Below are 13,982 nucleotides of genomic sequence, written 5' to 3'. Positions count from 1 at the left end.
CTCTCCCGGACGTCGCCCGCCGGGTCTACGCTCGGCGCCATGGCAGAGGTGATCCGCACGCGCGGCCTCGTCAAGCGCTACGGACGCACCGCTGCGCTCGCGGGCCTGGACCTCTCGGTGCGTCCGGGCGAGGTGCACGGCTTCCTCGGTCCGAACGGCGCGGGCAAGTCCACGACCATCCGCATCCTGCTGGGCCTCGCGCGCGCGACCGCGGGCGAGGTCTCGGTGTTCGGCGCGGATCCGTGGCGGGAGGCGCCGCGGCTGCACCGCCGCATCGCGTACGTGCCGGGCGACGTCAGCCTGTGGCCGAACCTGACCGGCGGCGAGGCGATCGACCTGATCGGCCGGCTGCGCTCGGGGTCGCGGGATCGCGCGGCCGCGGCGGCCGAACGCGAGCGGCTCGTCGACGCCTTCGAGTTCGACCCCCGCAAGAAGGGCCGCGCGTACTCGAAGGGGAACCGGCAGAAGGCCGCGCTGATCGCGGCGTTCGCGACCCCCGCGAAGCTGTACATCATGGACGAGCCGACCAGCGGCCTCGATCCGCTCATGGAGCAGGTGTTCAACCGCGAGGTGCGGCGCGTGGCAGCCGAGGGCGCAACGGTGCTGCTGTCGAGCCACATCCTGAGCGAGGTGGAGCAGCTCTGCTCGCACGTCTCGATCATCCGCCAGGGCGCCGTGGTCGAGTCCGGCACGCTGGCCGACCTGCGCCACCTCACCCGCACGTCGGTCGCGTTCTCGGACGCCGGCGTCGCGGATGCGGACGTGCGCGTCGTGGGCGCGCTTCCCGGCGTCCACGACGTCCGCCGCGAGGGAGGCCGCGTCACGCTCTCGGCCGACGACACCGCGATGTCCGGCGTACTCGCCGAGCTGGCGCGGATCCGCGTCACCGGCGTGATCGTCCAGCCCGCCTCGCTCGAGGAGCTGTTCCTGCGGCACTACGCATCGTCGGAGTCGGAGTCGGAGTCGGAGTCGGAGTCGGAGCCGGAGCCGGACGCGGGGCCGGACGCGGGGCCGGGCGGCCGGCCGTGAGGCTCCTGGCGGCTCTGCTGCGACAGCGCGCCCGGCGGGACGCGCTGCAGCTCGCGCTGTGGCTGGCGGGCCTCGCGGGGCTGACGGCCGCCGCCACCGCGGCCGCGGTGTTCGATGCATTCGCCGACGAGGACGACCGGCGCGAGATCCTCGCCGTCGCGATCGCGACGCGGACCATCCTGATCTTCCGCGGCACGCCGAACGGCGTGAGCGACGGCGCGTTCGCATTCTTCCTGCTGTACGCGTGGATCGCGATGCTGGGCGGCCTCATGGCGGTGCTGCTCGCGGTGCGCCACACGCGCGGCGACGAGGAGACCGGCCGGGCGGAGCTGATCGGTGCTACGCCGGCGGGGCGCGTCCTGCCGCTGGCGGCGACCGTCCTCCACGGCGCGCTCGCCCAGCTCGGGCTCGCGGTGCTGACCGCGGCCGGGCTGGTGGCGGCGGGTCTGGAGCCGCACGGCTCGCTCGTGTTCGGTGCGGCGCTCGGCGCGTCCGGCGTCGCGTTCCTCGGGATCGGGCTCCTGGCTGCGCAGGTGTTCGGAACCGCGCGCGCCGCGTCCGGGGCGTCGATCGCCGTCGTGCTGGCCGCCTACCTCGTGCGCGGCATCGGCGACGCCGCCGGAACGCCATCGGACGACCTGGTGCGCGTGACGCCCGCGTGGCCCTCCTGGCTCTCGCCGATCGGGTACGGGCAGCTCACGGGCGCGTACGTCGAGAACGACCTCGCGCCGCTGACGGCGCCGCTCGCGTGCGGGGTCGTGCTGATCGCGCTCGTGTTCGCGCTGCAGTCCGCGCGCGACCAGGGGGCGAGCCTGCTTCCCGACCGCGGCGGCCGGGCGCGCGGCAGCCGCCTGCTGTCGTCCTCGCTCGGGCTGGCGTGGCGTCTCAGCCTGCCCGTCCTCGCCGCCTGGAGCGCCGGCGCCGTCGTCGCGGGCCTGCTCGCGACGACGCTCACCGCCGCGATCGACGAGCTGTCGGGCGACCTCCCCCAGGTGGTCGAGCTGCTGCAGGCGCGGATGGGCGCCATCGGCTCGATCGAGGAGGCGTTCGTGGCCCTGTTCTTCGGCATGGTGGGGATCCTCGCGGCCTGCTGCGCCGTGCAGGCAGGGCTGCGCGCGCGTCAGGAGGAGTCGCGGGGCACCGCCGAGGCGATCCTGGCGACGCCCGTGCCCCGGGTGCGCTGGCTGGCCGAGTACGGGCTGGTCGGCGTCGCGGTGATCGCGGTCATGCTCGCGGCCGCGGCCGCGGCCGGCGCGATCGGGGCCGCCCGGGGCGACCACGCGGAGACGCTGGTGCCGGTCGTGCTCGAGGCCGCGGCCGCCCAGCCGCCCGCCTGCCTGACGTTCCTGGGAGTCACGATGCTCCTGGTCGCCGCGGCGCCGCGGATCGCCGCCACGGTCGCCTGGACCCTCGTGGGGCTGTCGGGCGTGCTCGGGTTCTTCGGCCCGGTGCTCGGCCTTCCCGAGGCCGTGGTCGATCTGTCGCCCTTCGCCCACACGCCGGTGCCGGTCGGCGACGAGGCGGGGTGGTCGGGCGGCCTCTGGCTCGCGATCGCCGGGGTCGTGGCGGCGGGCGCCGGCCTCGTCGCGATGCGCCGCCGCGAGCTCGCGACCGACTGAGGCGGGCGGCGGGGGTGCGCACATAGGCTGACCCCATGCCGGCACGCTTCACCCGCCTGTCCCCGTCCGCCGTCCGCACGCAGCTGGCCGATGCGCTGGCCGAGCTGCGGAGGTCGCTCGAGCTGCCCGAGCAGTTCCCGGCGGAGGTGGTCGCCGAGGCGGAGGCGGTGGTCGCCTCGGGCGCGGCCGTGGACGGATCGGACGCCGGCCGCGCCGACCTGCGCGAGATCGAGTTCCACACGATCGATCCCGAGGGCTCGCGCGACCTGGACCAGGCGCTCAGCATCTCCCGCGAGGGATCCGGCTTCGTCGTGCACTACGCGATCGCCGACCTGGCGGCGTTCGTGCGGCCGGGCGGCGCGATCGACGCCGAGACGCGACGCCGCGGTCAGACGATCTACGCGCCGGACGGATCCGTGCCCCTGCACCCCGAGGTCCTGTCGCACGGAGCGGCGTCGCTTCTGCCCGAGCAGGACCGACGCGCCTACGTGTGGCGGTTCGTCCTCGACGAGCACGGCGCGCAGCACGAGCCGCCCGCGTCGCCCGTGCGCGCGTGGGTCCGCTCGCGGCGGCAGTGGAGCTACGTCGACGCGCAGGAGGCGATCGACACCGGCGACGCCCCCGACGCGCTGGCGCTCCTGGCGGCGGTCGGACCTCTGCTGATCGCGCAGGAGGCCGCGCGCGGCGGCGCCAGCCTGAAGTCGCCGGAGGAGGAGATCGTGGCGACGCCGGAGGGCTACGACCTCCGCGCCCGGGTCACGCTGCCGATCGAGGACTGGAACGCCCAGATCTCGCTCATGACCGGCATGGCCGCCGCGGCGATCATGCTCGAGCGGGGCGCAGGCATCCTGCGCACCCTGCCGGCGGCCGAGCCCGAGGCGATCGCGGAGTTCCGGCGCCGCGTGGAGGCCATCGGGCATCCGTGGCCCGAGGACATGCCCTACGGCGAGTACCTCCGCCGCGTGGACCGGGCCGATCCCGCCGCGCCCGCGATCATGCAGGCCGCGAGCAAGCTCTTCCGCGGCGCGGACTACGTCCCGTTCGACGGCGCGCCGCCCGCCGATCCCGTGCAGGCGGCGATCGGCGCGCCCTACGCGCACACCACCGCTCCCCTGCGGCGCCTCGTGGACCGGTTCGTGCTCGCGATGTGCACGGATGCGCCCGCGTGGGCGCGCGACGCCCTGCCCGAGCTCGCTGAGATCATGCGACAGACCGGGAGCCTGGCCAACCGCCTCGAGGGCGGCGCGCTCGACCGCATCGAGGCCGCCGAGCTGCAGGCGCATCTCGGCTCCGAGCTCGACGCCGTCGTGGTGTCCGAGACGCGCGGCGGTTCGCGCGTGCAGATCGCCGACCCCTTCGTGACGGCGACGATCCGCGAGACGCGTGACCCGGGATCCCGCATCCGCGTGCGCGTGACGGGCGCGGACATCGCCACCGGCGCCGTGCAGCTCGTCGTCGCCTGAGACGACCGGGCGCCCGGGGCCGTCGTTACGCTCGAGGCATGAAGTTCAGTCTCTGGCTCCCCGCGAACCTGCCGTGGCGCGACCTGCACGCCGCCGCCTCCCACGCCGCGACCTCGACGGCCGGCGGGTCCGCACGGTGGCGCGGGCTGTGGCTCGAGGACCACTTCATGGACAACACCCCCGAGCCCAACGACGGCGCGCGGGGCGAGTGCCTCACGCAGCTGACCGCTCTCGCGGCGACGGTGCCGGATGTGCGCATCGGCTCGCTCGTGCTCGGCAACACCTACCGGCATCCGGCCGTCGTGGCGAAGCAGGCCGCCGCGCTCAGCGACATCGCCGACGGGCGCTTCGTGCTCGGCGTCGGCGCAGGCTGGCAGGAGAACGAGCACCGCGCGTTCGGCCTCGAGTTCGGCGACGTGCCCGCGCGCATCCGGTGGTTCCGGGAGGCGCTGCAGGTATGGACCGGGCTCCGGGACGCCGGCGAGGGCGAGTTCGTCGACTTCGCGGGCGACCGCTACCGGCTCGAGCGCGCCTCGCTGCACCCGCGGCCGCACGCGACCCTGCCGATCCTGATCGGCGGCAAGGGCGAGAAGGTCATGCCGAAGCTCGTCGCCCGGTACGCGGACGAGTGGAACATGTGGTCGACGCCCGAGCTGTTCGCCGAGAAGAACCGGATCTTCAGCGCCGCGCTCGACGCGCGCGGTCGCGACCAGGGCACGCTGTGGCGCACGACGCAGGCGCTGGTGTTCTTCGACGACCCCGAGAAGGCCGCCGCCGTGAACGCGAAGGGCCGGCCGGCGATCGGCGGGTCGGCGCAGCAGCTGGTCGACGCCATGGCCGCGTATGCCGAGGCCGGCGTGGACGAGTTCATCCTGCCGCTCACGACCATCCGGGACGTCGCAAAGCTGAACGACGTGGCCGACCGCTTCCTCGCGGAGGTCGCCGCGCACGCGGGCTGAGTTCCGGCGCGCGGCGGATCAGATCTCGAACGTCGCGACGATCGCGGCCTCGACCTCGATCTCGGGCGTCGTGAACGACAGGGCGTCCGCCTCGGCGCGCGCGAACATCGGCATCCCGGGTCCGCCGCCGTTCACCTGGCGCTCGACGACCGACACGAGCTTCGGCTCGGTCGCCTCGCCCGGTCGGATGGCCGCCGCGTAGGACCGCGCGCGCCGCACGGCGTCGCGGACCGCGTGACCGCGGGCGGTGTCGAGCAGGTGCTCGCGGCTCTCGGCCGACAGCTCCCAGCGCACGGGGTGCACCGAGACGTCGGCGTCGGCGGCGAACGCCGTGACGTCCGCGGCGAGCGCGTCCAGGTCGACGTACGTGATCGCGATCGTGGAGGTCACGTGGTGGACCGGCGCCGGCCGGTCGGATCCGGCGACGGGCGCGGGCGCGTCCGTCCACGCCCAGGGGCTCCCGACGTCGATCACCGCGGCGGTTCCGGCGGCGCGTCGCTCGTGCGCGATGCCCGCGAGCCGCTCGTGCAGCCGCGCGTGGCGCGCGACCACCGCGTCCCTGTCATCGCCGTGCGCTCCCGCCTCGAGCGTGAGCACGCCCCGCTCGGCGGCGCGCGCGACCCGGTGGGCGCCCTCGACCGTGATGGTGATCATGCCCGGAGGCTACTCCCCCGGGGCCCGGCCGCGCGGGTCAGGCGGTGACGACCTGCGCGGTGCCGATCTGCGCGTCGGGGCCCATCTCGTCCGCGATACGGCGGGCCTCCTGGATCAGGGTCTCCACGATCTCCGACTCGGGCACGGTCTTGATGACCTCGCCCTTGACGAAGATCTGGCCCTTGCCGTTGCCGCTCGCGACGCCGAGGTCGGCCTCGCGCGCCTCGCCCGGGCCGTTCACGACGCAGCCCATGACGGCCACGCGCAGCGGCACGGTGACGTCCTTGAGACCCTCGGTCACGTTCTCGGCGAGCGAGTACACGTCGACCTGGGCGCGCCCGCACGAGGGGCACGACACGATCTCGAGCTTGCGCTCTCGCAGGTTGAGCGACTGCAGGATCTGGTGCCCGACCTTGACCTCCTCGGCCGGCGGGGCCGAGAGCGAGACGCGGATCGTGTCGCCGATGCCCTCGCCCAGCAGGATGCCGAACGCCGTGGCGCTCTTGATCGTGCCCTGGAACGCCGGACCCGCCTCGGTCACGCCGAGGTGGAGCGGCCAGTCGCCGCGCTCGGCGAGCTGGCGGTAGGCCTTCACCATCACGATCGGGTCGTTGTGCTTGACCGAGATCTTGAAGTCGTGGAAGTCGTGCTCCTCGAACAGGCTCGCCTCCCACACGGCCGACTCGACGAGGGCCTCGGCCGTGGCCTTGCCGTACTTCTCGAGCAGGCGGCGGTCGAGCGATCCGGCGTTCACGCCGATGCGGAGCGAGACGCCGGCGGCCTGTGCGGCCTTGGCGATGGCGCCGACCTGGTCGTCGAACTTGCGGATGTTGCCGGGGTTCACGCGGACCGCGGCGCAGCCGGCGTCGATCGCCTGGAACACGTACTTCGGCTGGAAGTGGATGTCGGCGATGACCGGGATCTGACTCTTCTTCGCGATGATGTGCAGCACATCCGCGTCGTCCTGGCTGGGCACCGCCACGCGCACGATCTCGCAGCCGCTCGCCGTGAGCTCGGCGATCTGCTGGAGCGTGGCATTGATGTCGGTGGTGGGCGTCGTCGTCATCGACTGGACGCTGACGGGCGCGTCGCCGCCCACGAGCACCTTGCCCACCCGGATCTGGCGGGACTTGCGGCGCGGGGCGAGGGTTTCGGGGACGCGGGGCATCCCGAGGTTCACGGCAGGCACCCCACCAGGGTACGCGGCGCGGGTGAACCCCGGCTGGATGTCGGCTTCCGCTCGGCGACTGCTCTGGCGATGCCAGGTCCGTGCCAGCGGGACGTGATTGGACCGCGCGGAGGAGGCCGCCGAGGCGTGAGGCTGTCGGGATGACGGACCGCGACGCCTCCCCGCACCGCCGCCGACGCGCGGGCGGTCCGGTCCGCGCCGCGCGCGGGCCTGGCGTGGGGGCCGGCCGGAGTGGTGGCGTTCTCGTTCACGGTGATCTTCACCCGCGTGGCGGTGCAGGACCTCGAGCCGCTGTTCGTCGGCGCCGGCCGGGCGGTCGTCGCGGCGGCGCTCGCGGCGATCGCGCTCACCATGACGCGACAGCGCCGCCCGCGCGGGCGCCAGTGGCTCCGTCTGGCGGTCGTGGCGGCCGGCGTCGTGGCGGGCTTCCCGCTGCTGACGTCCTTCGCGCTCGCCACCGCCCCGGCGGGCCACAGCGCGGCGGTCATCGCGGTGCTGCCCGCCGCGACGGCGATCGCGGCCGTGCTGCGCACGCGCGAGCGCACAACCCCCGCGTTCTGGGTGGTCGCGGCCGCGAGCGCCTGCGCGGCGGTCGTCTTCGCGATGCTCGGCAACGGCGGCCTGGGCCGGCTCCACGCCGCCGACCTGCTGCTCATCGCGGCCGTCGCGCTGTGCGCGATCGGCTACGCCGAGGGCGGGCTGCTGTCGCGCGAGCTCGGCTCGTGGCAGACGATCTCGTGGGCGCTCGTGCTCGCGGCCCCGGTGATGCTCGCCCTCACGCTGGCCTCGGCCGCGGCCGCGCCGCCGGTTGCGGGCCCGGCGCAGTGGGCGTCGTTCGGGTACCTGGCGGTGGTCAGCATGTTCCTCGGGTTCTTCGCGTGGTACCGGGGGCTGGCGATCGGGCCCATGACCCGCGTCAGCCAGCTGCAGCTCGCCCAGCCGGTCCTCACTCTCGCGTGGGCCGCCCTCATCCTCGGCGAGGCGCTCACGTGGCCCACCGTGCTCGGCGGCATCGTGGTGATCCTGTGCGCCGCGGCGGCGGTCCGGATCCGGCAGCGCCCGCCCGCCCGGGACCGCTGACGGCGCACCGCCCCGCGCGGGCTGTGGTACGTTTCCGGCATGTCCGCGAACCTCACCACCTGGTGGCCCGCCTCCTAGGCGGTGCTTTCGCGAACCACGAGAACAGACCGCCGCTCCAGGCGGTCTTTCTGCATGTCAGGCCGCCGTACCGCTGAGGAGAACCCGCATGACCGGGCCCGCCACCGCCGACCTGATCCGCCGCCTCGCCGACGATCCCGACGCGTCCTTCGCGCTCATCGCGCGCGCCGGCGACACCGGCGCGGTCGACGCCGTCGAGGTGCTCACCGGCCCCGTCGCCGACGTGGATCTGCTCGCCGACATCCCGCTGAACGCCGACGACGGCACGCCGCGCGAGGTGCTCGCGATGGTGCCGTACCGCCAGGTGCGCGAGCGCGGCTTCGAGGCGCACGACGACGGCGCCCCCCTGCGCTGCCTGCTCGTCGAGACGCACGAGCGGATCCCGCTGGCCGACGCGATGGGCGTGCTGCCGGCCGAGGCCGTGCCGCTCACGGACGCCGGCTTCGACATCGCCGACGCGGAGTACGCCGACATCGTGCGCCGCGTGATCTCCGACGAGATCGGCCGCGGCGAGGGCGCCAACTTCGTCATCCGGCGCGACTACGTCGCGGGCGTGGACGCCGACCCGCGCGTCGCCGCCCTGACCTGGTTCCGTGCGCTGCTCGAGCACGAGCGCGGCGCGTACTGGACGTTCGCGATCGTCACGCCCGGCCACGTCGCGGTCGGCGCGAGCCCCGAGGCGCACATCACGGCCGTGGCGGGAGCCGTGGGCGAGCCGAGCACGGTCACGATGAACCCGATCTCCGGGACGTTCCGGCATCCGGCGGGCGGCGCGACCGTCGAGACGCTCGCGGCGTTCCTCACGGACACCAAGGAGACCGAGGAGCTCTTCATGGTGGTCGACGAGGAGCTCAAGATGATGAGCGCCGTGTGCAGCGACGGCGGCCGGATCACGGGACCGCACCTCAAGGAGATGTCGCGGCTCACGCACACCGAGTACATGCTGCGCGGCATCAGCCGGCTCGACCCGCGGGACATCCTGCGCGAGACCATGTTCGCCCCGACGGTCACGGGCTCACCCATGCAGAACGCGTGCGCGGTCATCCGCCGGCACGAGCGCACGCCGCGCGGGTACTACTCGGGCGTCGCGGCGCTGTTCACGCCGCGCGCGGACGGCGGGCACGACCTCGACGCGCCCATCCTGATCCGCACGGCCTACCTGGTCGACGGGCGCCTGCGCGTGCCCGCGGGCGCGACGCTCGTGCGCCACTCCGACCCGTACGGCGAGGTCAACGAGACCCACGGCAAGGCCGCCGGGGTGCTCGGCGCGATCGGCGCCGTGCCGCGTGCGCACGCCGACGACCCGGATGAGCCGGCGCCGCGCCGTCCGCTGGCCGAGGACCCGCGGATCGCCGAGCTGCTCGCGTCGCGCAACGCGCGCCTGGCGCCGTTCTGGCTCGAGCCGCAGGGCTCGGCGCCCGGTCCGTTCGCGGGCCGCTCCGCGCTCGTGATCGACGCCGAGGACCGCTTCACCACGATGCTCGCGCACCAGCTGCGCCACCTCGGCCTCGACGTGCGGATCGCGCACTGGTCCGAGGCCACCGACGCCGACGTGGACGCCGCCGAGCTGGTCGTGTCTGGCCCCGGCCCCGGCGACCCCCGCGACGCCGGGAACCCGCGCATCACCCGCATGCGGGAGCTCGTGACGCGCCGCCTGGACGCCGGCACGCCGCTGCTGGCGGTGTGCCTGAGCCACCAGATCCTGAGCGACCGGATCGGGATCCCGCTGGCACCGCTCGCGAGCCCGCACCAGGGTCTGCAGAAGACCGTCGACGTGTTCGGCGAGCCCGCCTCGATCGGCTTCTACAACACGTTCACGGCGCGCGTGCTGCCGGGCGTCACGCGGCTCACGCCGAGCGAGACCCGCTGCGGCGCGGTCGGCGACGTGGAGGTCGCGGCCGAGCCCGCGACCGGCGACGTGTACGCGCTGCGCGGCCGCGGCTTCGCGTCGGTGCAGGGCCACCTGGAGTCGATCCTGTCGCGCGACGGCATGCGCACGCTCGAGCGCCTCGTGGCGCACGCGCTCAGCTGACGCCGCGGCTCCTCCGACACAACGCAGGACCTCGGAGGCCGGGCGGGCGTGTCGGCCGCGGAGTTCCGCGGTCGACCGTCCGCGACACGCCCGGGACGCTCAGGAGGTCCTGCGTTGTGTCGGCGCCTCCTGCGCGAGCACCACGCCCGCCAGCACGAGCACGCCGCCGACGATCTGCGGCGCGGTCACGGCCATGCCCAGCAGCACCGTCGCGATCGCGGTGAACACCGTGATCAAGTTGAGCGAGACGCCCGCCTGCGCGGGCGGCACGTGCTGCAGCGCGTAGTTCCACAGCACGTACGACGCGATCGACGGGAACACCGCGATGTACGCCAGCGACCACGCGCCCGCCGCGGTCTCGGGCAGGCTGAGCCCCTGGATCAGGACGACCGGCGTCAGGCCGATCGCGACGCACAGGCCCTGCACCGCCACGGCCGAGATGGGCGGGAGGCGCGGCCCCGTGCGCCCGATGATCGTGTACGCGGTCCACGCGACGATCGCGCCGACCATGATGAGGCTGCCGACCTTCGGCGGGTGCTCGAGGATCGACAGCGGACGCCCGCTCGAGATGATCCAGAGCACGCCCGCGAAGGCGAGCAGGATGCCCCCGATCCCCCGCCAGCCCAGCCGCGCGCCGAGGAAGACCACGGCGGCGATCGCGATCAGAGCCGGGTTGAACGCGTTGATCAGGGAGAGCTGGAACGGCGTCTCGGTGCCGAGCGCGGCGTACAGCAGCAGGTTGTAGCCCGCGACGCCGATCGCCCCGAGCAGCGCGAGCCGGGGCCAGGCGCGGAACAGCGCGCGCCAGTCGGGCCGCTCGACGAGCTGCGCGATCAGGAACAGCGGGACGACCGCGAGCACCCAGCGCAGCCACGTGAGGCTCACGGGGTCGGTCTCGGCGACCGCGATCACGCCCAGCAGGTAGTTGCCCGCCCACGAGAGCGTGGCGCCGACCAGCGCCAGGTACCCCAGCGCACGCTCCCGCGTCGTCACGACCGGTGCGGAGGCGGCGGGAGCGGACATCCCCTCCACGCTACCCGCGGGGCGACGGGCCCGGCCCCGCTCAGCCGATCAGGCGGACGGGGTTGAAGATGTCGGCCGCGAACAGCAGGGCGCCCATGCCGACCATCAGCACGACCACCAGCAGCGTGACGGGCACGAGGCGCGTCGCGTCGACCGGCGCCGGCTCGGGGCGGCCGCGCAGCCGCGCCCATGCGCGCTTGAGCCCGTCCCACAGCGCGATCGCGACGTGCCCGCCGTCGAGCGGCAGCAGCGGGATCAGGTTGAACACGAACAGCGCGATGTTGACCGAGGCGAGCAGCCCCACCATGGCCGAGACGCGGTCCAGGATGGGCGCCTCGGTCGCGGCGACCTCGCCGGCCAGGCGGCCGACACCGACCACGCTGAGCGGCCCGTTCGGGTCGCGCTCCTGGCCCGTGAACAGATCCACGGCCGTGTCCCACAGGCGCTGCGGCAGCTGCAGGATGATGCCGGTCACGGATCCGACCGTCTCGAACGTCGCCTGCGGCCCGGACCAGATCGGCTGCCGCACGCGCTCGACGGCCGCGGTGATCCCCGCGAAGCCGACGCGCTGCGTCGTGACCTCGCCGTCCTCGCCCGCGATCTGACGCTCCGCGAGCACGGGGGTCAGGGTGAGCGCCACGCGCTCGCCGGCGCGATCGACGACCACGGGGAGGGGCCGATCGGGCGCGGCCTGGATGATCGCGGACGCCTCCGCGAACGTCGACACCTCGGTGCCGTCCAGCGACACGAACCGGTCGCCGGGCCGCAGCCCCGCGGCGAGCGCGGGCGAGGCGGGATCGTCCTCGTCGCACGTCTCCGACGCGGAGCCCGCGGGCTGCACGCACTCGGACACCGCGTCGATCGTGGTCGTGGTCTGCTGCAGGCCGATGCCGCTGTAGAGCACCGAGAACAGGACGACCGCGAGGATCAGGTTCATGACCGGCCCGCCCAGCATGACGACGATGCGCTTCCACACCGGCAGGCGGTAGAAGGCGCGCGAGTCGTCGACGCCCTGGAGCGTCTCGGCGTTGGCGTCGCGCGCATCCTGCACGAGCGTCGCGAACATCCCCCTGGCGCGCACGCCCTGCCTCGTCGGGGCGTACATCCCCGCCATCGAGACGTAGCCGCCGATCGGCAGGAGCTTGACGCCGTACTCGGTCTCGCCGAAGCGGCGCGACCAGATCACGGGGCCCAGGCCGACCATGTACTGCCCGGCGCGCACGCCGAACCGCTTGGCCGGCACGAGGTGGCCGATCTCGTGCAGCGCGATGGACACGGCCAGCCCCACCACGACGACGAGCACGCCGATCACGAACGCCACGACAGTCACGCGCACAACGCTAGCCCCCGCATCCTCGGAAACCCCGGGGCGCGACGGCCGCGGGCGGGGATGCCGTGCGCGGGTAGATTCGAGGGCATGACGGCCCGGCAGCAGCGCGCGCTCCGCGGCGTCGCCGCGTCGTCGGTCGCCACCCTGCTGGCCGCCGCGTCGCACACGGTCGCGGGCGGGCCGGCTCCCGCGTTCCTGCTGGTCGCGGCCATGATCGCGCTGCTCACGCCGGTGGCCGGCGCGCTGGCCGGCCCGCGCATGAGCCTGTCGCGGCTCGCGGCCGCGGCGCTGGTGAGCCAGGCCGCGTTCCACGGCGTGTTCCAGCTGCTCGGCTCACCCTCGGGCACGGGCGCGTCCGCGAACATCGAACGACCCGGGCACCACATCACGCTGATCGCGGCGTCCGCCCCCGCGCCGGAGGGGGCGGGTATGTACGTCGCGCACGCGGTCGCGGCGCTCGTGACCGTGGCGCTGCTGTGGCGCGGGGAGCGGCTGGTGCGCGCGATCGCGCGCGGCGCCGTGGCCCTGCTGCGGCGCGCCGCCGCCCCGCTGCCGCCCGCCGCGCCCCGGCTGCCGCGTGCGCTGCCCGCGCCCGCCGTCGCGGCCGTCCTCCCCGCTCTCCTCTCCTCGGTCTCCCGGCGCGGGCCCCCGGCGGCGCTGCGCGCCTGAGCCCTCCCGGGCTCCAGGCGCACGCCGTCACCGACCCATCCGACCGCCGCGGCCGATCCGCGACGCGGTCGCGCGCCCGTGCGCCCGTGCGCCCGCACGGCGCGGAACCTCCGAGGAGAACCCATGTCCCTGTCCATCCCCACCCGCCGTCCGCTCCGTCGATCGCTGATCGCCGCGTCCGGCGGCGCGCTTGCCGCCGGTCTCGTGCTCGCCGCGCCGCTGGCCGCGAGCGCGCACGTCACCGTGACGCCGGACGCCCCGGTCGCCGGCGGCTACGACGTGCTGACGTTCGCGTTCAGCCACGGCTGCGACGGATCCCCCACCACCGCCCTGCGGATCGACGTGCCCGACGGGCTCGACTCCGTGTCGCCGACCCTGCAGCCCGGCTGGACGATCGACGTCGAGCGCGACGCGGCCGACGGCCTCGTCTCGCGCGTGGTCTACACGGCGAACGAGCCCGTCCCGAGCGACCTGCGGGCCACGGTCGAGCTCGGCGTGAAGTACGCCGACGACGCCCCTGTCACGCTCGCGTTCCCGGTCGAGCAGGTGTGCAGCGAGGGAGCCGTGTCCTGGTCCGAGATCCCGGAGGACGGCCAGGATCCGCACGAGCTCGACAGCCCCGCGCCGACGGTCACGCTGGACGCGGCGGCGGCGGGCGGCGACCACGCGCACGCCGCCGGGGCGGAGGCGCCTGTCGCCGCACCGGCATCGGATCCCCTCCCGGTCGCGCTGGGAGCCGGCGGGCTGGCCGCGGGCATCGCGGCGCTGGTCGTGTCGGTCCTCGCCTGGCGCCGGTCGGCCCGCGGCTGACCCGTTCCCCCGCGCCCGGCCGGCCCCGCGCGGCGGCCGGGCGCGGG

12 protein-coding genes are annotated in these 13,982 nt (G+C 74.7%); 8 read left to right on the top strand and 4 right to left on the bottom strand.

Annotated features, from left to right (window positions below; all coding sequences use genetic code 11):
- The first annotated feature begins 39 nt into the window (after positions 1 to 39).
- The 4 genes from ASD19_RS12320 to ASD19_RS12305 are packed head-to-tail and all read left to right on the top strand — an operon-like array spanning position 40 to position 5,070.
- Positions 40 to 1,029, top strand: a complete 990-nt coding sequence (locus ASD19_RS12320) for an ABC transporter ATP-binding protein (protein WP_055993175.1) — start codon at positions 40 to 42, stop codon at positions 1,027 to 1,029.
- Positions 1,026 to 2,648: an ABC transporter permease gene (locus tag ASD19_RS12315; RefSeq protein ID WP_055993173.1), complete on the top strand. Its 1,623-nt coding sequence runs from the start codon at positions 1,026 to 1,028 to the stop codon at positions 2,646 to 2,648. Before ASD19_RS12320 ends, ASD19_RS12315 begins: the two co-directional genes overlap by 4 nt.
- Positions 2,649 to 2,683: 35 nt before the next feature.
- A complete protein-coding gene (locus ASD19_RS12310; RefSeq protein WP_055993171.1) occupies positions 2,684 to 4,111 on the top strand; it encodes an RNB domain-containing ribonuclease in 1,428 nt (475 codons plus the stop codon).
- A gap of 38 nt (positions 4,112 to 4,149) precedes the next feature.
- Positions 4,150 to 5,070, top strand: coding sequence for an LLM class flavin-dependent oxidoreductase (locus ASD19_RS12305; protein ID WP_055993169.1), 921 nt, complete (start codon positions 4,150 to 4,152; stop codon positions 5,068 to 5,070).
- Positions 5,071 to 5,088: 18 nt separating this feature from the next.
- Here ASD19_RS12305 and ASD19_RS12300 read toward each other — a convergent pair whose 3' ends face one another.
- Together ASD19_RS12300 and ispG are read right to left on the bottom strand one after the other, a co-directional pair.
- On the bottom strand, positions 5,089 to 5,724 hold the full coding sequence (locus tag ASD19_RS12300) for an SIMPL domain-containing protein (RefSeq protein ID WP_055993167.1): 636 nt from the start codon (positions 5,722 to 5,724) through the stop codon (positions 5,089 to 5,091).
- A gap of 37 nt (positions 5,725 to 5,761) precedes the next feature.
- Positions 5,762 to 6,892: a flavodoxin-dependent (E)-4-hydroxy-3-methylbut-2-enyl-diphosphate synthase gene (gene ispG / locus ASD19_RS12295; RefSeq protein WP_055993165.1), complete on the bottom strand. Its 1,131-nt coding sequence runs from the start codon at positions 6,890 to 6,892 to the stop codon at positions 5,762 to 5,764.
- A gap of 231 nt (positions 6,893 to 7,123) precedes the next feature.
- Here ispG and ASD19_RS12290 point away from each other — a divergent pair, with 231 nt between their 5' ends.
- Entirely contained in the window at positions 7,124 to 7,993 is an 870-nt protein-coding gene (locus tag ASD19_RS12290) for a DMT family transporter (protein ID WP_055993163.1), read from the top strand.
- A 166-nt stretch (positions 7,994 to 8,159) separates the two neighbouring features.
- Positions 8,160 to 10,103 carry an anthranilate synthase family protein gene (locus tag ASD19_RS12285; protein WP_055993161.1) on the top strand — a complete coding sequence of 648 codons (1,944 nt, stop codon included), beginning with the start codon at positions 8,160 to 8,162 and terminating at the stop codon, positions 10,101 to 10,103.
- 99 nt (positions 10,104 to 10,202) lie between these two features.
- Here ASD19_RS12285 and ASD19_RS12280 read toward each other — a convergent pair whose 3' ends face one another.
- A complete protein-coding gene (locus tag ASD19_RS12280) occupies positions 10,203 to 11,126 on the bottom strand; it encodes a DMT family transporter (protein ID WP_055993159.1) in 924 nt (307 codons plus the stop codon).
- Positions 11,127 to 11,166: 40 nt separating this feature from the next.
- Positions 11,167 to 12,456, bottom strand: a complete 1,290-nt coding sequence (locus ASD19_RS12275) for a M50 family metallopeptidase (protein ID WP_055993415.1) — start codon at positions 12,454 to 12,456, stop codon at positions 11,167 to 11,169.
- An 87-nt stretch (positions 12,457 to 12,543) separates the two neighbouring features.
- Here ASD19_RS12275 and ASD19_RS12270 point away from each other — a divergent pair, with 87 nt between their 5' ends.
- Both ASD19_RS12270 and ASD19_RS12265 read left to right on the top strand, forming a co-directional pair.
- A complete protein-coding gene (locus ASD19_RS12270) occupies positions 12,544 to 13,125 on the top strand; it encodes a hypothetical protein (RefSeq protein WP_055993156.1) in 582 nt (193 codons plus the stop codon).
- Between the two features lie 123 nt (positions 13,126 to 13,248).
- Complete coding sequence (locus tag ASD19_RS12265; protein WP_055993154.1) at positions 13,249 to 13,935, top strand: YcnI family protein; 687 nt, start codon at positions 13,249 to 13,251, stop codon at positions 13,933 to 13,935.
- The last annotated feature ends 47 nt before the right edge of the window (positions 13,936 to 13,982 follow it).

The organism is Microbacterium sp. Root53, assembly GCF_001426925.1.
Classification (GTDB): domain Bacteria; phylum Actinomycetota; class Actinomycetes; order Actinomycetales; family Microbacteriaceae; genus Microbacterium.
This window is presented reverse-complemented; position numbering and strand designations above follow the sequence as displayed.

Bases quoted from the DNA above. Each gene is read 5' to 3' on its own strand.
- ASD19_RS12320 (WP_055993175.1), top strand. From the start codon at position 40: ATGGCAGAGGTGATCCGCACGCGCGGCCTCGTCAAGCGCTACGGACGC.
- ASD19_RS12310 (WP_055993171.1), top strand. From the start codon at position 2,684: ATGCCGGCACGCTTCACCCGCCTGTCCCCGTCCGCCGTCCGCACGCAG.
- ASD19_RS12305 (WP_055993169.1), top strand. From the start codon at position 4,150: ATGAAGTTCAGTCTCTGGCTCCCCGCGAACCTGCCGTGGCGCGACCTG.
- ASD19_RS12300 (WP_055993167.1), bottom strand. From the start codon at position 5,724: ATGATCACCATCACGGTCGAGGGCGCCCACCGGGTCGCGCGCGCCGCC.
- ispG (WP_055993165.1), bottom strand. From the start codon at position 6,892: ATGCCCCGCGTCCCCGAAACCCTCGCCCCGCGCCGCAAGTCCCGCCAG.
- ASD19_RS12285 (WP_055993161.1), top strand. From the start codon at position 8,160: ATGACCGGGCCCGCCACCGCCGACCTGATCCGCCGCCTCGCCGACGAT.
- ASD19_RS12280 (WP_055993159.1), bottom strand. From the start codon at position 11,126: ATGTCCGCTCCCGCCGCCTCCGCACCGGTCGTGACGACGCGGGAGCGT.
- ASD19_RS12270 (WP_055993156.1), top strand. From the start codon at position 12,544: ATGACGGCCCGGCAGCAGCGCGCGCTCCGCGGCGTCGCCGCGTCGTCG.
- ASD19_RS12265 (WP_055993154.1), top strand. From the start codon at position 13,249: ATGTCCCTGTCCATCCCCACCCGCCGTCCGCTCCGTCGATCGCTGATC.